Origin of the sequence: Halorubrum salinarum, from assembly GCF_013267195.1 — an archaeon.
GTDB classification, from domain to species: Archaea; Halobacteriota; Halobacteria; order Halobacteriales; family Haloferacaceae; genus Halorubrum; species Halorubrum salinarum.
Window position 1 is genome coordinate 362,074 of sequence record NZ_CP053941.1, and the last position, 18,368, is coordinate 380,441.

The window sequence follows — 18,368 nt, forward strand, 5'->3', positions numbered from 1 at the left end:
AGCGAGACACCGCGGGCGGCGCCGGCACCGCCGCGGCTCAGTACGTCTTCGCGAAGTAGGCGGTCCGCTCGGCGTCGGCGTCGCACATCGCGCACGTCTCGTCGTGCCCCCCGTCGGCGAGGGGGTCGTCGTCCTCGAACGGCACCATCACGATCTCGGCGGCCATCGGCTCCTTGATCGGCTCCTCGCAGGCCTCGTCGCCGCACCACGGGGCCTTCACGTAGCCGCCGTGCTGGCCGAGCGTGCCGAGGATGTCGGCGCGGTCGTCGGCCTCGCGCACGCCGTCGTCGAGGGTCTCCTCGGCGGTCGCGTACAGCTTGGCGTATATCTCGTCGAACTGGTCGCGGACGGTCTCGGCGACCCCGTCGCGGTCGACCTCGACGCTCTCGCCGTCGGGCCGGTGGACCAGGGTGAGCTCCTCGTCGTCGACCTCGTGGGGCCCGATCTCGATCCGGAGCGGGATCCCGTTGAGCTCGTGTTCGTTGAACTTGAACCCGGGGTTGCGCTCGTCGCGGTCGTCAAGCTCGACCCGGATCCCCGCCTCGTCGAGGTCGTCGGCCACGCCCTCTGCGTACGCCAGCACGTCGTCTTTCGTGTCCTCCTGCCAGATGGGGACGATGACGACCTGCGTGGGGGCGACGGTGTGGGGGAGGACGAGCCCCTGCTCGTCGGAGTGGGTCATGATCAGCGCGCCCAGCGCGCGCCACGAGAGCCCCCACGAGGTGGTGTGGGCGACTCGTTCCTCCTCGTCCTCGTCCGAGTAGGTGATGTCGAACGCCTCGGCGAACGACTGGCCGAGGTGGTGAGAGGTGCCGGCCTGGACCGACTTCCCGTCGGGCATCAGCGCCTCGACGGTCGTCGTCGTGTCCGCGCCGGGGAACTTGTCGTGGTCCGGCTTCTGTCCCTTCAGGACCGGCAGCGCGAGCAGGTCCTCGTAGACGGACTCGTACTGGTCGAGCCGCGTCATCGTCTCGTCCCACGCGTCCTCGCGGGTCGCGTGCGCGGTGTGGCCCTCCTGCCAGAGGAACTCCTTCGTGCGGAAGAACGGCTTCGTCTCGGTCGCCTCCCACCGCACCACCGAGCACCACTGGTTCACGCGCAGCGGGAGGTCGCGGTGGCTCCGGACCCACTGGCTGATGTACGGCGTGATGATCGACTCGGAGGTGGGGCGGACCGCCAGCCGCTCTTCGAGCTCCTTGTTGCCGGCCTCGTCGACCCACGCCACCTCGGGGTCGAACCCCTCGACGATGTCCTTCTCGCGTTCGAGGTACGACTCGGGGATGAACAGCGGGAAGTAGGCGTTCTGGACGCCGGTGTCCTTGAACTTCGCGTCGAGGAAGCCCTGGAGGCGCTCCCAGACGGCGTACGCCCGCGGGCGGGTGACGATGAACCCGCTCATCCCCTCGGGGCCGTAGTCCGCGAGCCCCGCCTTCCGTACGACCTCGGCGTACCACTCGCCGGTGTTGTGCGTCTTGGACTCGGTGATACCGAGCTCCTGGTCGTCGTCGCTCATTACTCTCGAAAGCGGGTGTCTCGGGCTTAAAAGGTCCGAACCCGACCGCCGTCGCCCATCCGCGGGGTACGTCGGTACGGAGCCCCTTCGGCCCGGCGCGTCGCCAAATTCGGCTAAACTCGGGACGAGGGTCGGCGGGGTACTTGGTCGCCCCGCCCCTCCCGCGAACACGATGTACCCGACGAAGCGGACCGTCCTGCTCGCGGCGATGATCGTCGTGCTGTCGGCGCTCGTGGCGACGCTCGTCCGTCAGATACCGGCGATCTGAGCCGGGGTCGGCGCGTCGCCCCGGCCTCCGCGCGATACGTTCCCGTCCGACGCGGTCGGAATTCGCGGAAACGTTAACCGCGTCGCGTCGCCTACCTCGTCCATGGACCTGTCGGGGCTGCGTCGACACGCGCCGCAGTCGCTCGCCGGGCGCCGGGAGGCGGCCGTGCTGGCGCCGGTGATCGCGCGGGACGGCGACGCCCACCTCCTCTTCACCAAGCGCGCCGCGCACCTCGGCGAGCACCCCGGGCAGATGAGCTTCCCCGGGGGCGGCCGCGAGCCGATCGACCGGACGCTGACCGACACCGCGCTGCGCGAGGCCGACGAGGAGGTCGGGATGCGACCGACGGAGGTCGACGTCGTCGGGCGCCTCGACGACACCCGCACGTCGAGCAAGTACGCGGTCCGCCCGTTCGTCGGCGTCGCCCCCGACCGCGAGTACGTCCCGGACGAGTCTGAGGTCGCCGAGGTGGCGATCCTCCCGGTCGACGCGCTCACAGACCCGGCGAACTACGAGTCGGAGCGCCGGGTCGGCCACCCGGAGTACGGCGATCACCGCGTGCACTTCTTCCACGTCGGCGGCTACACCGTCTGGGGCGTGACCGGCCGCATGGTCGTCCAACTCCTCGAACGGACGACCGACTGGCGCGCGCCCGCGGAGCCGGACCGGGTCGTCGGCGCGGACGCGGAACTCCCGATCTGAACGGTTTCGGCCCCGAATGACCAGTTTTACTACGACGAAGGACGCTTCACCGGTATGTCCGACCTCGTCGAGAGCCTCCGCGCGGTCGACGGCGCGGAGGCCCGGGTGATAGCCCACCTCGGGTCCCTCGATTTCACCATCGAGTACGTCCGGGACGACCTCGCGTCCCTGTACTCGGACCAGGATCTGGAGTCCGCCTACCGGCTGATAATGGCGAATCAGGTCTCCAGCGACGATTTCAAGCAGCTGATCGACGAGTCGATCGAGGCCCAGACGCTGTTCTTCGAGAACGTCGTCGTGTTCGTGTTCCCCTCGGCCCGCTACGAGGCCGTCTTCGCCTCGTTCGACCGGACCGATCCGTTCCCCGTCCTCGACATCATCGACGCCGCCGATCGGTCCTGACCGCTCGCGGCGTCCGACTCGGAGCGGCCGCTCACGCCGGCTCGACCGCCAGCCGCAGCGCCGCGGGGGCGCCGTCGGCGAGCGCGGCGACGAGGTCGCGGTCGAGGTCGGCCGCGGCGCCGTCGCCGTCGACGAGGACCGTCCGCTCGTCGTCGGTGTAGTCGCTCGTGCGTCCGACCATGGAGCGCTCGTCGAGCAGGGCGAGCCCGGGGTCGCCGCGGCCGACGACCCGGTCGACGTGAGCGGGGTCCGCGAGGTCGACCGCCTCGGCGCCCGGCTCCCCGGCCGCGACGGTGGCCGTGATCGTCGCGTCCGCGTCCCGGCAGGCCTCGCGGAACTCGGCCGAGAAGTCCCGCGGGGCCCGGTCCGCCTCGACGCCGACGATACAGTCGCCCGCCGGCGTGAGCCAGTCGTCGGTCGTGAACTCGAACGTGCTCGCGTGCTCGGCGGTGACGTGCTCGTGACCGACCGCGCGCACGACCTCGACGTACGGTTCGTCGGCGCCCGCGTCGGGGTCGCCCGCGACGGGCTCGCTCCGGGCGTCTGCGTCGCTCATGTCCGTCGGTCGGCGGCGGCGCGACAAGTGCGCGTCGCTTCGGCGGCGCGGATCGATCCGCGGGCGGCGGGGGCGCTCCGGGTCACACGTCGGCGCCCTCGGCGAGCGCGGGGACGAGGCGGGCGGGGTTCTTCGCCAGCACGCGCCGCATCAGGTCCTCGGAGACGTCGAGCGTGAGCACCTCCATCACGCCGACGTTCGGGTGGACGTCCGGCGCGCCGGAGCCGAAGAGGACGCGGTCGGGGTGTTCCAAGACGCCGCGTTCGAGCACCTCGCGGTACCGGACCGCGCTCGTGTCGACGTGGAGTCGGTCGTACTCGTCGAGCAGGTCGAGCGTCTCGTTCATCAGGTCGGCGTCCAGCGGGTACCCGCCGAAGCTACCCAGCACGACCGGGAGGTCGTAGTCGAGCAGCTCCGTCTCGACCGCCTCGGGCGGGAACTCCCGGCCCGCGTGGACGAACAGGGGGAGGTCGGCGTCCTCGAGGCGGGTCAGCACGTCCTCGTTGGGGAGGCCGTCGACGTGGGGCGCCAGCGTGAATCCGTGGAAGCGGTCGTCGTAGGAGTACTGCTCGACGTCGTCGGGGCGGGTGTGGTGGTCGTCGCGCTCGGCCCGCAGGTTCCGGACGGCCGACACCGGGCCGGTCCCGGGGTCGCGGGGGCCGTTGAGGCGGGCGAACGCGACGAACGGGCGGTCGATGGAGAGGCGGGCGACGGCGTTGTTCGCGCGGAGGTAGCTCCGCCCGGCGGCGCGTTGCCCGGGGCTCGCGACCGCGCGGACGATCCCGGCCTGGAGCATCTCGCGTTCCAGGCGCTCCGGCGAGATGTCGCGCCCGTGGGTGGCGACCGACGACTCGTCGGGGTCGAGGGTCGCGCGGGTGTCGACGATCCGGAAGTCGTGTTCGAGCCCGAGCATGCCGCTCTCTACCGGCCCGTCTCGGGCGACCCGCATGTGCCTGTCGGTCGCACGGCGGAGACCGCCCCCGCGCCCCGACCGGGACGGCGACGCACACCGGACGAACGCTGAAGTGACCGTCCGCCGTCGCGGATCGACATGGAGCTCGTGGCAGCCGACGAGGACGACCTCGACGCGCTCGTCGAGCGATGGTACGACCTCGCGACGGCGATGGAGTCGCACTCGACGCTGAACGAAATCGTCTATCCGGACGCGGAGGCGGTCCCCGACGACGGGTTCCGCGCGCACCTCGACGACCCCTCCGTGACCGACTACCTCGTGGTCGTCGACGGCGAGACGGTCGGGTTCGTCACCCTCGAAGCGGGCGAGCGCCCCTCCCGGGAACGGGGGCGGTACCTCGACGTGGTGAACCTCGAAATCGACCCGGGCCGCCGGAACGAGGGGCACGGCAGCGCGGTCCTCGAGCGGGTGGAGGCGATGGCCCGCGAGGAGGATCGCGACTACCTCACCGTCTCCTGCGAGTGGGGCAACGACGGCGCGCGGCGGTTCTACCGCGACGCGGGCTTCGAGCCCAAGCAGGTGACGTACGCGCGCTCGCTGGAGTGATCAGCGGGCGGCGCCCACCACCGGCGACGCCCCCGGCCGATGACGCTCGCTCCCCGAGGTCGCTACGGCCCGGCCGTCGAGACGATCTTGACCACGTCGCCCTCGGTCAGCTCGTGGCCCTCGCCGATCCGGCGCGAGGCGCGCGCGTCGACCGCGTGGAGGTATCCCTCGCCGATGTCGGAGTGGACCGCGTACGCGAGGTCGCGCGGAGTCGAGCCCGCGGGCAGCAGGAAGGCGTCGGGGAGGACGTTGCCCGTCCCGTCCGTCCACTTGCCGGCGTCCTGGACCGGGTAGGCCGTGATCCGGTCGAGCAGGTCGTAGACGGCCGCGTTCAGCGCGGTCTGGACCCCCGTCCCGCCATGGGCCGCCATCGACTCGCGGAGCGCGTCGAGGCCGGCGCGCTGGTCGTCGGAGACCTCGCCGGTGATGGCGAACGCCTCGTCGCCCGGATCGTAGTCGACGATCCCGGCCTCCGCGGCGCGGCGCAGGGCGAGTTCGCCGTCGGCGGTCGCCGGGATCACGGGCTTGTCGGTCCCCTCGCGGATGCGCTCGACCGCGCCGTCGGGCGCCGCGTCGACCTTGTTCGCGACGACGACGATGGGCTTGGTGCGGCGGCGGACCGCCCGCGCGAGCGCCTCGCGGTCGTCGTCGGTCCACGCCTTCGGGTCGTCCGGGTACTCCAGCCCGCGCAGGACCGCGGTCACGTCGCGCTCGGTCGCGCCGAACCCCGTGAGCATGTCCGACAGCGCCGCTTCGAGGTCGAAGTCCGGCGCGCGGGACTGCCGCTCGACGCCCTCCCAGTTGCGGTCGACGATGCCGGCGAGCCACAGGTCCATCTCCTCCTCGATGAAGTCCACGTCGTCGAGGGGGTCGTGGCTCCCGACCTCCACCGGGTCGCCCTCGGCGTTCGTGGCGCCGGAGGCGTCGACGACGTTCAACACCACGTCCGCGTTCGTCAGCTCGTCGAGGAACTGGTTGCCGAGCCCCTTCCCCTCGTGGGCGCCGGGAACGAGGCCGGCGACGTCGAGGAGCTCGATCGGGACGTACCGCTTCCCGTCGCGGCAGTTCTCCGCCCCGCAGCGCTCCTCGCGGTCGAGGCAGGGGCACTCGGTGCGGACGTAGGTCACGCCTCGGTTCGGGTCGACGGTCGTGAACGGGTAGTTCGCGACGTCGACGTCGGCCATCGTGGCGGCGGTGTAGAAGGTGGACTTGCCGGCGTTCGGCTTGCCCGCGAGCGCGACCGTGAGCATACCCGAGGGTCGCGGCCCCGCGAAAAGCGCCTTTCGGTCGGGCGGGGCGAGCGCGCGGGGCTACTTCCGCGCGACGATCCGGAGCACGTCCTCGTCGGCCAGTTCGTGCCCCTTCCCGACCTGCTGGTCGTCGTGTTTCGCGCTCTCGCCGGTCACGCGCGCGAACTTGAACCGCTCGTCGAACTCGCCGCCGAGCTTCTCGCAGGCGTCGCCGACGGTGTCGCCCTCGAACAGGATGAGCGGCTCCTCGTAGTCGACGCCGCGGCCCGGCTTGTCCATGTAGATCCGGATGACGCCCAGCTCCTCCCAGAGGCGCTCCTTCAGCCCGTCGAGGCCGAGCCCCTCCTGCGCGGAGATGAACACCACGTCGTCGGGGTCGAGGTCGCGCTCGCGCAGCTCCGCTTTCACGGTCGGGAGGTAGCTCTTGTCGATGAGGTCCGCCTTGTTGACCGAGACCATCGAGGGGAGGTACTCGCGGTTGTCCATCACGGCGTCGACCAGCTCGTCGATGGTGAGGTCGTGGGGAATCGTCACCTTCGCGTTGACGTAGCCGTACTCGCGGAGGACCTGCTTGACCGTCTCCTCGTCGAGGCTCACCTCGTCGCTCATCGTCACGCCGAGCCCGTCCTTGTGCGTCTTCCGGATGTTGATGTTCGGGGGCTCGGTGTCGAGGCGGATGTTCGTGTTGTACAGCTCCTCGCGGAGCCGGTCGTACTGCTCGATCTCGAAGACCGAGAGCATGAACACGACCAGGTCCGCGGTCCGGACCACCGAGAGCACCTCCTTCCCGCCGCCGCGGCCGCCCGCGGCGCCCTCGATCAGGCCCGGCACGTCGAGGATCTGGATGTTCGCGCCGCGGTACTGCAGCATGCCGGGGTTGACGTCGAGGGTCGTGAACTCGTAGGAGCCGACCTCGCTGTCGGCGTTCGTGAGGGCGTTGATGAGGGTGGACTTGCCGACGCTCGGGAACCCGACCAGGGCGACGGTGGCGTCGCCGTGCTTCTCGACTGCGTAGCCGTGGCCGCCGCCGGCGGAGGACTGGTTCTCCAGCTTCTCCTTTTTCTCCGCGAGCTTCGCCTTCAGCCGCCCGATGTGGGCCTCCGTGGCCTTGTTGTAGGGCGTGTTGGCGATCTCCTCGCGGAGGTCTTCGATCTCCTCCTCCAGTCCCATTACCCGTTCCTCGGCCGGTCGGCTCGTTAAAGGTGTTCCTTCGGGTCGCCGGCCCGCAGTGGGGGATCGGATCGACCGTCAGCCCCGCGCGAGCCGGCCGTTCGCCGCCGCCGCGAGTGGTTGGGCCGCCGATACTTCGACACGGTTATATCGGAGACGAATAACCCACTCACACGCCGAATGCCAGATCCGTCGAGCCTTCGCGACAGTACGCAGATCGTCCTCCCGCGCCGCGCGCTCGACGGGCACCGGGAGTGTCTCGAATCCCGCTTCACCGTCACCGTCGTGGAGGGGTCCGACCAGTACCGGATCATCGGGAGCCCGGTCGAGATCAAGGCCGCCAGCAACTACCTCGCGCGCAACGGCGTCGCGGTCGCGTGAGTCGCCCGGCGGTCGCTCGCGGATTCCCGTGAGCGACGGTCCCCCGCCGCGACTCCTCGACCGCCGCGCTGGCTGCGAGTTTCGGATCCCCACGCCGGCTGCTGGGGTCCAAACCCTATTGCGTTCCATCCCCCAACGGCGACCGTGACGGACACCAACCGCGAGTGGCTTCTCGCCGAGCGGCCGACCGGCGAGCCCGACCAAGACAGCTTCGAACTGCGCGAGACCGAGGTCCCCGACCCCGACCCGGGCGAGCTCCTCGTCCGCGTTCGGTACCTCTCCGTCGACCCGTACATGCGCGGCCGGATGCGCGACGCCGAGTCGTACGCCGAGCCGTGGGACGTGGGCGACGCGCTCAAGGGCGGCGTCGTCGGCGAAGTGGTCGAAACGGAGAGCGACGCGTACGACGCGGGCGACCTCGTGACCGGCGAGGGGCGCTGGGCCGACTACGCGACGCTCGACGCCGACGACGTCGCGCCGGTCGACCCGGCCGTCGCCGACCCCGAGGCGTACCTCGGCGTCCTCGGGATGCCCGGCCGGACCGCCTACTTCGGCCTCCTCGACGTGGGCGAGCCGAAGCCCGGCGACACGGTCGTCGTCTCCGGCGCGGCCGGCGCCGTCGGCTCCGTCGTCGGCCAGATCGCGAAGCTGAACGGCTGTCGGGTGGTCGGCTTCGCGGGCAGCGACGAGAAGACCGACTGGCTCACCGACGACCTCGGCTTCGACGCCGCGATCAACTACAAGACGACGGACGACTACCGGGCCGCGCTCGACGAGGCGGCGCCGGACGGCGTCGACGTGTACTTCGACAACGTCGGCGGTCCCATCACCGACGCCGTGTTCACGAAGCTGAACCTCGACGCGCGCGTCGCGGTCTGCGGCCAGATCGCCCACTACAACGACGAGACGGTCCCGACCGGGCCGCGGAAGCTCCCGCAGCTCATCTCCGTGCGCGCGAGGGTCCAGGGCCTGCTCGTCGGCGACTTCGCGACCCGGTTCGGCGAGGCGAGCGAGCGCCTCGCGGGGTGGGTCGCGAGCGGCGACCTCGAACACCGCGAGACGGTCGTGGAGGGCCTGGAGAACGCGCCCGACGCCTTCCTCGGCCTGTTCTCCGGCGACAACATCGGGAAGCAGGTGGTGCGGGTGTCGGCGGCGGAGCAGTAGCCGCGGCCCGCTCGACCGCGTTACGCGGGAGGCTGCGGGCCGGCACCGCGGCGGTCGTCACCGCTGCGAGGGAACCGTCGGCAGGGCTATACGACGCTGAGATGTATCGGCGCGTATGGAATTACGCCGCTGGGCCGCGGTCGCGCTCGTCGGGGCCGTCGTCGTCGCCGCCGCGTACGCGGTCTTCGCGGGCGTCCTGATCGGGTCCGACGTGGCGTCGTACTCCTCGGACGGCGTCACCGTGTCGGACCTCGCGTACGAAGACGCCTTGGACCGAGCCGACGCGGCCGGGTACGCGGTCGAGCGCGTCGGATCGAGCGGTTTCCACCCGGCGGGGATCGACGAGCTCGACGCCGACCTCGGCCCGGAGTACGAGGCGTTCAGGGTCACGTTCGACCGCTCGGAGGCGACGCGGCTGTGGGCAACCTTCTACGCCGACGAGGGCGTCACCGTCGTGACCGTCTTCGCGGACGGCAACCGCGGCGCGTTCACCGTCGACGACCTCCCGCCGGAGGAGTGGCTCGTCGATCGGTTCACGACGCTGTTCGAGATGGACGAGGCGACCGCGGCGGGGTACGTCGAGGACCTCCGAACGAACGTCCGTGACGCCGAGCCCGACGAGCCCGGGGCGGGCGCCCCGGAGATCCGGATCGAGGAACCGGTCGCGTTCCGCGCGACGTACGACGAGTTGACCGCTCGCGCGACGACGGTCACCGAGCGTTCCGTCCCGGGCTCCGGTCAGCACACTCGGGAGTACTACGCGGGCGAAGCGCGACTGGGAGCGATCGACTTCGTCCTCTCTCGGGCGACCGTCACGCACGAGGTCGATGGGGACACCTACCGCGTCCACCTCGATTATCACGGCGGGATCGAGGTCGACGCGCAGACGCGCGCCTCCCGGTCCTTCGAGGAAGAGGCCGTTCGCGCGACCTTCCGACGGATGTTCGAGGAGATGGGGATCCCGCCGGAGACGGCCGACCACCTACGGCTGGAGTACCGGGGCAGCGTGTGGTGAACGGGAAGAGGTCTCTTCGTTCGATGCGTGTGAGTGAGGGTTCGACCCCTCAGTACGGATTACACCGACCGCGACGTTTTGCTCGCGGCGCAGAAACACGGACTCGCGGGGGTCCCGCGAGCGAACGCAGTGAGCGAGTGGGACCACGCGAGGGAACGACTAAGCGAACGAAGTGAGCGCAGGAGTGGACTCGCGGGGAGAGACGCTCCCCGACGAGCCCCGGTTCCGTGGTGGGATTCTGGGTGATTGCGTTCATAGGTCTCGGATCAGGTCGCGGCGAAGCCGCATCTTCTCGCGCTCGGAGCGCTCGTCGTAGTGCTCCTCGATGACATCGAGGGAACTGTTCATCCGGTCGCTGACCACCTCCTCGGGCGTCCCGTCGCGGAGGTGCTTCGTGATCGCTCCACGCCGCACGCCGTGAGGCGACCTCGACGACGGACACTTCGAGAGCGACTCCCGGTTCCGCCACTCGCAGGTGTTCGGGTCCTCATCGTGCGGGCACTCGGCCCACCGACACGGCTGGGTCCAGCGGTAGACCGTCAGCCGAATCGGCGACTCGGACAGCCGACCGTGGACGCTCGTGAAGAGCGGCCGGCGGCCGTAGTCGTCCTTCACGTCCGGCCGGTTGTGCTCGATGTAGTCGTGGAGGACCTCGACATCGTACTCGCCGAGCGCGATGGACCGCTCGGCGGCGTGGCCGTTCTTGAGCGGCGTCTCCTGCTCGGGGCGGTGGCGGACGTCGAGGCACCGTTCCTCGGTGTCGAGGTCGTCCACGTCGAAGGCGCGGAGCGTTCCAAGCCGGATGCCGGTGTGCCAGAGGATCGAGAGTATCGCATGCTCTCGGCTCGCGTACCTGAACTCCTCCAAGTACTCCAGCATCTGCTCGGCGTTCTCCTCGGACAGCTGCTCGTCGCGGGAGATCTCCTCCGAGGTCAGCTTCGGCATCCGGACGCGCTCGCGGAGGCCGTCCTCGACGGCGTCGATGCTATCGCAGAACTCCAGGAACACGCGAAGCGTCGCGAGGTTTCCCTTCAGCGTCGGCTTCGACACCGCGTCGTACTTGTCACCTTCTCCGCTCTGGCGCCAGACGCGGAACTCGTGGATAGTCCGGCCGGTCACCTCGTTCATGTTCTCGATGTCTTTCTCGTCGCAGAACTCGAGCCACGAGTCCAGTCGGTAGCGGTGGTTCTCCAAGCTCTTCTCCGACAACTCCATCTCGCGATCTGCGAGGTAGAGGCGGACCGCTTCCCGCGGCGTGATCGGTTCAAGGTCGCTCACCGTTCACCCCCGAGCGCGCGGATCGCGCTTTTCAGCATCTCCTCGTCGGCGCCGTTCGCGAGCTCGACGAGCCGCTTCACCAAGAGGTCCTGCTCGGTCGGCGTCTGAGCGTCCGGCCATGGCGTCCCGCGGACCTCCGTCCAGAGCAGGTACATCGCGTCCGCATCGAACTCGACTTCGAGCGGGCCGTCCGCGGTGATCAGCGTGAGGACGTAGCCGTCGTCGTCGACCGTCGGCCCGTACGTTACCCCGGTAAGTGGGCGCTCGGCGTCGACGACGCGGCGCTCGATGTTTCTACTGCCCATCAGATTTGACCGGACTTGTACGCTTCCGCGATCAGACGCGGAACTTGTTTCACGAACAACAGCGCGACGACGACGATCAGTGCCACGGCGAACAGATCCGAAACAGACGGCGCTAACGCGACGGTTTCACCGTTGATCGTGATTGAACCAAGACGCCGACTCACACCAACAGCAACTGCGAATCCGATTCCGAGCGGGAAGACCGTCGCAAGTGCGGATATCGCCTTACGTCCCCACTCCTCGCGTCGCTGCTGGCGTTTTTCGCGCTCCGTTCGAGGCTCCGTGGCCCTATCCCAGTAACGTGGGAGGCGCTTCGTCACCTCACCTTCCCAGTGGACGATGAAGTCGTTGACATCACCTTCGCGTTCGACTACCTCAATTTCGACGATATCGTAGTCGTCGCAGAGCCTGTCCGACCCGAAGAAGGAATCCGGGACGCTGTTGATCCCGTGATGTAGGTTCTCCTCGTGAACGATCTCGGTTTCACAGATCCCAACCCCGTCGAGAGGATCCTCCTCGCTCACGCCGACTCACCTCCATCGACCCGCGGGATCATCGCCCACTGGAGCCGGTCCTCCATCGAGAGCGCGACACCGCCGAGCTGCTCGATGTCCGGGTAGTACTCCGCGACCGCGACGCGCGGCGCGTCCTCACGACGGCTCCACTCCGGTTCCAGACGCTCCTCGGCGTTCTGGAGCAGCACTTCCGGGAGCCGATTGAACAGCCGGCGTTCGATCTCCTCGACGTCGATCTCGTTCGCGATCTCGTCGCCGACCGCGCTCTCGTCGACCCACGCGTGAAGTCCGAGGTCGTTCCGGTGGAGAGTGATCGGGACCTCGATGACGTTCGGTTCCTCGCCCTCGGCTTCGGCCATCGCCAGCTGCTCCGCGACGGTGCCAGCGTGCGCGTTCTCCGACATCACGCACCTCCATCGATCGCTCGCGCGAGGTGGTCGCGGCGTCCGTCGAGAACGCGGAACCCCTCCTGCGTGACGCGGTAGGAGTTCGTCCGGTCGTCGATCTTCCCCTTCTCGATCAGCCCCTTCCCGGCGAGGTCGTCGAGGTTCGGGTAAAGACGGCCGTGTTTGATCTTTTCGTCGCGAACGTCCGAGAGGCCGTCCTTGATCGCGAGGCCGTGGACGTCGCGATCGAGCGCGACTTCGAGCCGCGCGCAGACGGCGAGGATGTCGATCTGGAACATCGTCAGGTCGGTATGATGGATACGGTGCGTCTCGGGGTCGGTCGTCGGCGTCGTGGAGTCGGAACTCATGAATCGGTAGTCTGGAACCGCGGGGTGTCTCGGCCGATCGCGTCGAGCAGCTGTTCGAGCGGAACGCCGCTGACGTCGAGGCCGCACGGGGACAGCGTGGCGCGACCGCCCGGTCCCGAGAACGTGTAGCCGTGACTCGGGAGGGGCTGGCCGCAGCCCGGACAAGCGTCGCTGTCGCCAGTGAGAACGATACCGCCGTGGTCTGTGCCGGGAGTTTCAAGGGTCCCGGACGGGTTTGCTGACATGGCTTTCGTGCCTGCTCACGGAAGCCCACGCGGACCCGTGCTGGTACACGGGGTCCGCATTTGTTCTGCGAGGGGACCCATCGGCGAGCGACGAGTCCGCGAGAGTGCTTCCGTACCTATCGTGTCTATATGCTATCCCTATAACCTTATTGGTCATAAGGTATATCCAGTAAGCTGTTGATAACACGATATAGGTGAGTTGATACCAGTGTCCACCATACAGAATCAAGTTGCTGACGGCGAGATAACTCGGGAAATGCTCCTCCGACCCCTGGACTTCGCCCTGCTCGATGAGCTCACGGAGGGGCGGAATCTGGGTGCGAACCTCCACATGCTCGTCGACGCATCCAGTCCGTACACGCTCGAAAGACTCTCTCAGCTTGCCGACTACGGACTGGTCCGCCGTGTCGGTCCTAACGAGAATGCCGGCCTCTACGAGATCACGCCGCTCGGAGAGGCCGCGCTCGCCCACCGGGAGGAGTACGGCGAGGTCGACGACTTCGAAGCGCTGATCGAGGACGCCGTCGACGAGTAGGTTCTCAGTCACGCACCCTCCTCTCCGCTCCGAACGGCACGGATCCCGATCCGCGAGAGCGTCGGCTCGATCCATTCGGGGAGCTCGCTGATCTCCCAGCGTGAGTAGGCGATCTCGTCGTTGATCGCAAACTCCCACGTGTGGTCGCTGGCGTCGACGACGATCCGGCTGTCCGGGTCGTCGAAGATGATCACAGTGACGGGATCGACATCGTCGTCTTCAGGGTCGATCTGGATGAGGTCCTTCGCGTCGCGCGGCTTCTGTGGTGCTCGACTCATACAGCGATGCCGACACAGGATTCGGTAAAAGCGGAACCGGGGAGCGTATCGAATGAGGAACTGAAACGCCGATATCGGCCACAAGGAGCTGCCAAGGTTCTGCTACACGGCGGAATATCGAATATATCGAAAGCGGGGCCGTCCTGCGATTATCGGAATATCGAAAGTCAGGGCTCGCTGTATCGGTACCGACGATCGCGAGTCGATCCGGTCGACTCGATCAGCTCGTAGTGCTCCAGCGATTGTAGGTACTTCCGCCGCGTACTCTTCACACGAGGGTCGGCGACGCGCACCTCGTAGCGCCGGTGTAGTTCCGAGGCGCGGATCTCGCCGGCCTCCTTAATGATCTCGTAGAGGTGCCGCTGGTGCGTCCCGAGCGTGTCGACGTGGCGCTCGTGAATCTCCTCGCGAGCCTCCTCGCGGACCGGCTGGACGTTGTCGACGGTCAGGGTCTCGTCGCCGTGCTCGACGGCATCCCGGACTGACCGGCGGAGCAACGTGATTGCGTGGCGGGCGTCGCCGGCGGCGATGTCGGCGATCGTCTCGACGGCCTCCTCGTCGACGACACCCGTCGCGAGGGCGGCGTCGATCCGGCTCCAGAGGATGTCCACGAGTTCGTCGTGGTGGTACCGTTCTAGGACGACCTTCGTCGCACCGCGGATCCGGGAGGCAACGCGCGAGTCCAGATCGGCGAAGAAGTCGTCTTCGTCGACGCAAATCAGCACGAGGGTCACGTTCGGGATCTCCCAGAGCGCCTGGATGGTCTGCTCGTCGTCAAGGACGTCGACCTCATCGACGATGCCGACAAAGTGGTCGTCGAGGTCACGGAGCCGATCGAACATGGTCGACGTCGGCGTGCCCTTCTTCCTGAGGTCATTCGCACGACCGGCGTCGCGAACGAGCGAGTAGACGATCGCCGACATCGAGGTTTCCGAGATACAGTTCACGTATCCCCAGCGGATACCGAGGACCTCTTGGTCCAGCTGCCGGACGATGTAGTTCGCGATCGTCGTCTTACCGGTGCCGCTGGAGCCGGTGATCATCACGGTTTCCGCGCCGAGACCGTGCGCGAGCGGCTTCAACTGAGCAGAGAGATGCTGGAGGTGCCCCTCTCGGTGGTGAAGTTCCTGAGGGACCCAGTTCTCCTTGAGAACACGGGCGTTTTGGATCATGATTCGCAGTTGTCCAGTATCACTTTAGTAATCGATCCGTCCACGGTGAAAGTGGTCGACGTCCGGGAACTGGTGGAGAGTCGGACACGATCGGCCTCGAACCTGCCCCGATCACGCCGGGAACCCCACCCGACCCGTACCTTTTTGTCCGGTTGACGCGCCAGCCGGACGCATGAATCTACAGCCCCACGAGGAAGAAGACGGGAAGAAGGTCTGGCTCTCCGAGGCCGAGGTCGAGAAGCTCGAAGCGGTGGCCGACGACACCGAGCAGACGATCGCGTTCGCGCTCGGCGCGCGGTGCGGGTTGCGCTCGGCTGAGATCCTCGACGTCAGCCCGCAGGATGTTGTCGAGACCGACGCCGGCTGGGTGGTTCGCGTCTGGGAGGGGAAGGGCGACAAGTTCCGCGAGACGCCGGCGCCGAGCGACCTCGCGATGCGGATCCAGACGATCGGCGACGTCCGCGACGCGCCGAGTGACGAACCGGTCCTGTCTGTCTCGTCGACGCGGTCGCTACGGCGCTGGCTCCAGGACGCCCGCGAGCAGCTCGCCGAGCAGGAGGATGACATCGGCTGGCAGTTCCTCAGTACGCACGACCTCCGCCGAACGTGGGCCAGCGCGCTCGCGGACGCGGAGGTAGACCCTCTACTCGTTCTCGACTGGGGCGGGTGGGAGGACTTGGAGACCTTCCTCGAACACTACAACGGGACCTACTCCCCGGCGGCGCAGCGCCGAGCGCGTGAGAAGGTGGACTGGTTGTAGGCCCACGCGTGTGCCTTTGATCCATGTGTACACAATGAAAACTAAGTGTGTAGTCGGCGATAAACCGATATGGGCCTGAAACTCAGTCAGGAACTCTACCACGAACAGAACTGTGATTCGCCCCTGATGGCGGTCGTCCCTTTCAACGACTCCAAGACCAGTGACCCGGATGAACTTGAGAAGATGGGATATGAACCATGTCCCAGATGTTTCCCAGAAAGATCAGAGGCACCAGCAGCAAAGAGCTAGACGCGCTTCACGCTTGTATAGAAACGTGAAACGAGAGTGTCCGCAAGTCGGTGCTTCGCGGACAACTATATCTCACGCGGCGCGACGGTGTTCCCGATCCACATCAGCGTTATCAGGAGTATCCACAGAAACAACGCCACCCAGCGCCCCTCGATTATCGCGGAGACAGGCAGCACGACAAAGAAGCCGATCGCGAACGCGAGTGCTGCGACCCGCCCGACCACCCTGACGCCACGGAGGCCGAGCTTCTTGACCGACTCCGACGCCGAACTACTCTTCCGGACCATCCCATTCCCCGAGACAATCGTTTGAACAGAACCGGTACTTCTGACCGTCACGGTAGGCGGCGGCCCCGCTGACACCCCGGCCGTGCTCTTCCCCGCACTTCGCACACTCGTGGTAGGTGATCTTCTCGATAGTGAACTCCGGACAGTACGGGCAGCTAGAGAACTCGTAGCCGAGGGGAACCGTGACCACGTTTAGCACGTTGCTAAATGGCGTCATCAGGAATATCAGCCCGAAGAAGAGCCCTACCACGATCACCGGGAAGAACGCGAACGCCGAACTGCTCATCGCTCGACACCCCACAGGTCGCGCATCCACCAGCGGTCACGAAACGCGTACACGAGCGCGAGCCCGAGTCCGGTGCCAAGCGTGCCAGCCGCGACCGCGCTCGCGACAACCGACAGCGACGTGCCCTCAATGGCGAGCCCGACTGGCAACCCGACCGTGACCGCAAAAAGCACGTACAGGGCCTCGCGGTAGTCGCGCAGCCAGTCACTCATCCTCGTACACCTCGAATAGCGGCTCTCGGCCGTAATGCTCCATCCGGTCAACAACCCGCTTGAACAACGCGAGTCCGCCAAGGAACACGAACAGAAATGCGAGCTCGAACGCCTGCCACGCCGCCCACGCCGGAAACAGCAACTTCCCGTAGGTAGTCCGTGCCTCCCACTCCGCGCGGTATCCACGTCGAAGGTCGGCGAAGAGCTCGTGAATCGAGTCCGTCACGCCGGTTCACCTCCGACACTCCGGCGTCGCTCGTCGAGGACAAACAGCGGCACGACCAGCCACAGGGCCGCGAGCCCGCCGACGGCTGCCCACACCTCGCTGGTGACCGCGTAGTACGCGGACCCAAGGAGGCAGAACGCAGCTGGGGGAGCGGCGATCCAGGTCATCGCGATGAGTTCGCGCACCTGATCACTCACGCTCAACCACCCCTTCGAGTTCTTGCTCGAGTTCCTTTTCGAGCTCGTCCTCATCGATGTCGCCGTCGACGTAGCGCTCATGAACAGTCCGCTGATCGCCGCTATTCGAGTTGTCGACGTCGACTCCGAGGCGCCGAAGTGCGTACTCGATGATCTCGTTAGCCGACTCGGCCGCACCGAATATCGGGCCGCCCAGTCCGATGAAGGTCCCCAGCAAGCTCGGAAGCTCAGAACCGGGGGTTGGTGTGACGAAGGTTGTACTCACGATCCAGAAGAGGAGGAAGATGAGCGCGTGGTGACCGATGTCGAGCCTGTCTCGGAACACGTTCATGAACTTCTGGAACATCACTGAGACGGGGCGCATCCAAGCGAAGAAGGTGACCGTCAGAAACGCCCAGACCAGTGTGGGTAGGGCTTCCGCCCACTGCGGGAAGGCCCCGGTCTCGGCGCCGACAGCCAGCGCGGTCAGTGTGGCCAGCGCCCCGAACGACACCGCGAGACTGTTCCATACTGCGTCATTCAACCTTGCCGTCGGTGGGTCAGCCTCAACGATACGATCCAACGCCGATGCCTCTTCGGCCGTCATGACGCGACCACCTCTCGGAGCGCGACCACGGGATCGAGAGCCAGCACGGACGCCTGCGTCAGGACGATCGCGGTGATATGCGGCGGGTGCTGCTCGAGGGCGAGCTCGCCGACGAGCCAGATGGCGACCGCGAGCGACACCGAGGCGGCTTGGAGCCTGTCCCACCGCGTCCAGGGCTCGGCGCGGAGTGGGCTCTCACCGAAGGATGTCGAGATCTCGGCACCGGGCTCGGCGTAGTTCACCGCGTACACGCACGAGTGGATGGTGGTCCGAGTGACGAGGCCGGCGGACAGGCTCGTATCGACGAGCGCGCGGGCCCAGTCACCAACGGACATCGAGCGCGCGACCTCGATGTCGGCAGCGAGGTCGTCTCGCAGCTGACCGAGACGAGAGCCGGACTGGCTCATCGGCTACCTCCAGATCGATCTCGATCTGCGGTTGATGTCGGTTCAGATCGGGCCGATTCTCCGCGTCGACCCACCCCCCGGGGTATCAGCGAGGAAGTGAGAATCCCCTTAGCGCACGATAACATATAGATATAGG

The 18,368-nt window shown here is 67.3% G+C and carries 28 protein-coding genes; 9 read left to right on the top strand and 19 right to left on the bottom strand.

What is annotated here, in order from left to right:
- Positions 1–37: 37 nt before the first annotated feature.
- A complete protein-coding gene (gene proS, locus HPS36_RS01895; RefSeq protein WP_173228296.1) occupies positions 38–1,513 on the bottom strand; it encodes a proline--tRNA ligase in 1,476 nt (491 codons plus the stop codon).
- A gap of 370 nt (positions 1,514–1,883) precedes the next feature.
- Here proS and HPS36_RS01900 point away from each other — a divergent pair, with 370 nt between their 5' ends.
- Together HPS36_RS01900 and HPS36_RS01905 are read left to right on the top strand one after the other, a co-directional pair.
- Positions 1,884–2,483 carry an NUDIX hydrolase gene (locus tag HPS36_RS01900; protein ID WP_173228297.1) on the top strand — a complete coding sequence of 200 codons (600 nt, stop codon included), beginning with the start codon at positions 1,884–1,886 and terminating at the stop codon, positions 2,481–2,483.
- Between the two features lie 54 nt (positions 2,484–2,537).
- On the top strand, positions 2,538–2,885 hold the full coding sequence (locus HPS36_RS01905) for a hypothetical protein (RefSeq protein ID WP_173228298.1): 348 nt from the start codon (positions 2,538–2,540) through the stop codon (positions 2,883–2,885).
- A gap of 31 nt (positions 2,886–2,916) precedes the next feature.
- On the opposite strand, the gene HPS36_RS01910 is transcribed toward HPS36_RS01905, so the two are convergent.
- A complete protein-coding gene (locus tag HPS36_RS01910; protein WP_173228299.1) occupies positions 2,917–3,441 on the bottom strand; it encodes a DUF371 domain-containing protein in 525 nt (174 codons plus the stop codon).
- Positions 3,442–3,523: 82 nt separating this feature from the next.
- Positions 3,524–4,354 carry an amidohydrolase family protein gene (locus HPS36_RS01915; protein ID WP_173230769.1) on the bottom strand — a complete coding sequence of 277 codons (831 nt, stop codon included), beginning with the start codon at positions 4,352–4,354 and terminating at the stop codon, positions 3,524–3,526.
- 138 nt (positions 4,355–4,492) lie between these two features.
- Between HPS36_RS01915 and HPS36_RS01920 the strand changes: the two genes are divergently transcribed.
- Positions 4,493–4,960: a GNAT family N-acetyltransferase gene (locus tag HPS36_RS01920; RefSeq protein ID WP_137717652.1), complete on the top strand. Its 468-nt coding sequence runs from the start codon at positions 4,493–4,495 to the stop codon at positions 4,958–4,960.
- Between the two features lie 62 nt (positions 4,961–5,022).
- Here the strand turns inward: HPS36_RS01920 and HPS36_RS01925 are convergent, their stop codons facing one another.
- Both HPS36_RS01925 and HPS36_RS01930 read right to left on the bottom strand, forming a co-directional pair.
- Positions 5,023–6,210 carry a redox-regulated ATPase YchF gene (locus tag HPS36_RS01925; RefSeq protein WP_173228300.1) on the bottom strand — a complete coding sequence of 396 codons (1,188 nt, stop codon included), beginning with the start codon at positions 6,208–6,210 and terminating at the stop codon, positions 5,023–5,025.
- Positions 6,211–6,270: 60 nt separating this feature from the next.
- Positions 6,271–7,380 (bottom strand): OBG GTPase family GTP-binding protein, encoded by a 1,110-nt coding sequence (locus HPS36_RS01930; RefSeq protein ID WP_173228301.1) that lies wholly within the window; start codon positions 7,378–7,380, stop codon positions 6,271–6,273.
- A 180-nt stretch (positions 7,381–7,560) separates the two neighbouring features.
- On the opposite strand from HPS36_RS01930, the gene HPS36_RS01935 reads away from it, so the two are divergent.
- The 3 genes from HPS36_RS01935 (at position 7,561) to HPS36_RS01945 (ending at position 9,940) form a co-directional block, all read left to right on the top strand.
- Positions 7,561–7,761 carry a VNG_1110C family protein gene (locus HPS36_RS01935; protein ID WP_053772351.1) on the top strand — a complete coding sequence of 67 codons (201 nt, stop codon included), beginning with the start codon at positions 7,561–7,563 and terminating at the stop codon, positions 7,759–7,761.
- A gap of 144 nt (positions 7,762–7,905) precedes the next feature.
- The gene (locus tag HPS36_RS01940) at positions 7,906–8,925 is read left to right on the top strand and encodes an NADP-dependent oxidoreductase (protein WP_173228302.1); all 1,020 of its coding nucleotides are present in this window, start codon (positions 7,906–7,908) and stop codon (positions 8,923–8,925) included.
- A 115-nt stretch (positions 8,926–9,040) separates the two neighbouring features.
- Positions 9,041–9,940 (top strand): hypothetical protein, encoded by a 900-nt coding sequence (locus tag HPS36_RS01945; RefSeq protein ID WP_173228303.1) that lies wholly within the window; start codon positions 9,041–9,043, stop codon positions 9,938–9,940.
- 252 nt (positions 9,941–10,192) lie between these two features.
- On the opposite strand, the gene HPS36_RS01950 is transcribed toward HPS36_RS01945, so the two are convergent.
- From HPS36_RS01950 to HPS36_RS01970, 5 genes are read right to left on the bottom strand one after another with little or no spacing between them, the layout of a single operon-like run.
- On the bottom strand, positions 10,193–11,218 hold the full coding sequence (locus HPS36_RS01950) for a tyrosine-type recombinase/integrase (protein ID WP_173228304.1): 1,026 nt from the start codon (positions 11,216–11,218) through the stop codon (positions 10,193–10,195).
- Positions 11,215–11,523 carry a hypothetical protein gene (locus tag HPS36_RS01955; RefSeq protein WP_173228305.1) on the bottom strand — a complete coding sequence of 103 codons (309 nt, stop codon included), beginning with the start codon at positions 11,521–11,523 and terminating at the stop codon, positions 11,215–11,217. The genes HPS36_RS01950 and HPS36_RS01955 overlap by 4 nt, the downstream gene beginning before the upstream one ends.
- Positions 11,523–12,047 (bottom strand): hypothetical protein, encoded by a 525-nt coding sequence (locus tag HPS36_RS01960; RefSeq protein WP_173228306.1) that lies wholly within the window; start codon positions 12,045–12,047, stop codon positions 11,523–11,525. Before HPS36_RS01960 ends, HPS36_RS01955 begins: the two co-directional genes overlap by 1 nt.
- Entirely contained in the window at positions 12,044–12,442 is a 399-nt protein-coding gene (locus tag HPS36_RS01965; protein WP_173228307.1) for a hypothetical protein, read from the bottom strand. Before HPS36_RS01965 ends, HPS36_RS01960 begins: the two co-directional genes overlap by 4 nt.
- Complete coding sequence (locus HPS36_RS01970; protein ID WP_173228308.1) at positions 12,442–12,792, bottom strand: helix-turn-helix transcriptional regulator; 351 nt, start codon at positions 12,790–12,792, stop codon at positions 12,442–12,444. Before HPS36_RS01970 ends, HPS36_RS01965 begins: the two co-directional genes overlap by 1 nt.
- 453 nt (positions 12,793–13,245) lie before the next feature.
- Between HPS36_RS01970 and HPS36_RS01975 the strand changes: the two genes are divergently transcribed.
- Positions 13,246–13,572: a hypothetical protein gene (locus tag HPS36_RS01975; protein WP_235681726.1), complete on the top strand. Its 327-nt coding sequence runs from the start codon at positions 13,246–13,248 to the stop codon at positions 13,570–13,572.
- An 8-nt stretch (positions 13,573–13,580) separates the two neighbouring features.
- On the opposite strand, the gene HPS36_RS01980 is transcribed toward HPS36_RS01975, so the two are convergent.
- Positions 13,581–13,850 carry a hypothetical protein gene (locus HPS36_RS01980; protein ID WP_173228309.1) on the bottom strand — a complete coding sequence of 90 codons (270 nt, stop codon included), beginning with the start codon at positions 13,848–13,850 and terminating at the stop codon, positions 13,581–13,583.
- Positions 13,851–14,017: 167 nt separating this feature from the next.
- Positions 14,018–15,022, bottom strand: coding sequence for a Cdc6/Cdc18 family protein (locus HPS36_RS01985; RefSeq protein WP_173228310.1), 1,005 nt, complete (start codon positions 15,020–15,022; stop codon positions 14,018–14,020).
- Positions 15,023–15,194: 172 nt separating this feature from the next.
- Here HPS36_RS01985 and HPS36_RS01990 point away from each other — a divergent pair, with 172 nt between their 5' ends.
- Together HPS36_RS01990 and HPS36_RS01995 are read left to right on the top strand one after the other, a co-directional pair.
- Positions 15,195–15,782 (top strand): tyrosine-type recombinase/integrase, encoded by a 588-nt coding sequence (locus HPS36_RS01990; RefSeq protein WP_173228311.1) that lies wholly within the window; start codon positions 15,195–15,197, stop codon positions 15,780–15,782.
- 69 nt (positions 15,783–15,851) lie between these two features.
- A complete protein-coding gene (locus HPS36_RS01995; RefSeq protein ID WP_173228312.1) occupies positions 15,852–16,031 on the top strand; it encodes a hypothetical protein in 180 nt (59 codons plus the stop codon).
- A gap of 65 nt (positions 16,032–16,096) precedes the next feature.
- Here the strand turns inward: HPS36_RS01995 and HPS36_RS02000 are convergent, their stop codons facing one another.
- Genes HPS36_RS02000 through HPS36_RS02030 form a run of 7 tightly spaced genes read right to left on the bottom strand, consistent with a single transcriptional unit; the run spans position 16,097 to position 18,232 of the window.
- Entirely contained in the window at positions 16,097–16,318 is a 222-nt protein-coding gene (locus tag HPS36_RS02000) for a hypothetical protein (RefSeq protein WP_173228313.1), read from the bottom strand.
- Entirely contained in the window at positions 16,302–16,604 is a 303-nt protein-coding gene (locus HPS36_RS02005) for an eL24 family ribosomal protein (protein WP_173228314.1), read from the bottom strand. The genes HPS36_RS02000 and HPS36_RS02005 overlap by 17 nt, the downstream gene beginning before the upstream one ends.
- Entirely contained in the window at positions 16,601–16,816 is a 216-nt protein-coding gene (locus HPS36_RS02010) for a hypothetical protein (RefSeq protein WP_173228315.1), read from the bottom strand. The genes HPS36_RS02005 and HPS36_RS02010 overlap by 4 nt, the downstream gene beginning before the upstream one ends.
- Positions 16,809–17,042, bottom strand: coding sequence for a hypothetical protein (locus tag HPS36_RS02015; RefSeq protein WP_173228316.1), 234 nt, complete (start codon positions 17,040–17,042; stop codon positions 16,809–16,811). The genes HPS36_RS02010 and HPS36_RS02015 overlap by 8 nt, the downstream gene beginning before the upstream one ends.
- Positions 17,039–17,239: a hypothetical protein gene (locus HPS36_RS02020; protein ID WP_173228317.1), complete on the bottom strand. Its 201-nt coding sequence runs from the start codon at positions 17,237–17,239 to the stop codon at positions 17,039–17,041. The genes HPS36_RS02015 and HPS36_RS02020 overlap by 4 nt, the downstream gene beginning before the upstream one ends.
- A complete protein-coding gene (locus HPS36_RS02025) occupies positions 17,232–17,825 on the bottom strand; it encodes a hypothetical protein (RefSeq protein ID WP_173228318.1) in 594 nt (197 codons plus the stop codon). The genes HPS36_RS02020 and HPS36_RS02025 overlap by 8 nt, the downstream gene beginning before the upstream one ends.
- On the bottom strand, positions 17,822–18,232 hold the full coding sequence (locus HPS36_RS02030) for a hypothetical protein (RefSeq protein ID WP_173228319.1): 411 nt from the start codon (positions 18,230–18,232) through the stop codon (positions 17,822–17,824). The genes HPS36_RS02025 and HPS36_RS02030 overlap by 4 nt, the downstream gene beginning before the upstream one ends.
- Positions 18,233–18,368 lie beyond the last annotated feature (136 nt).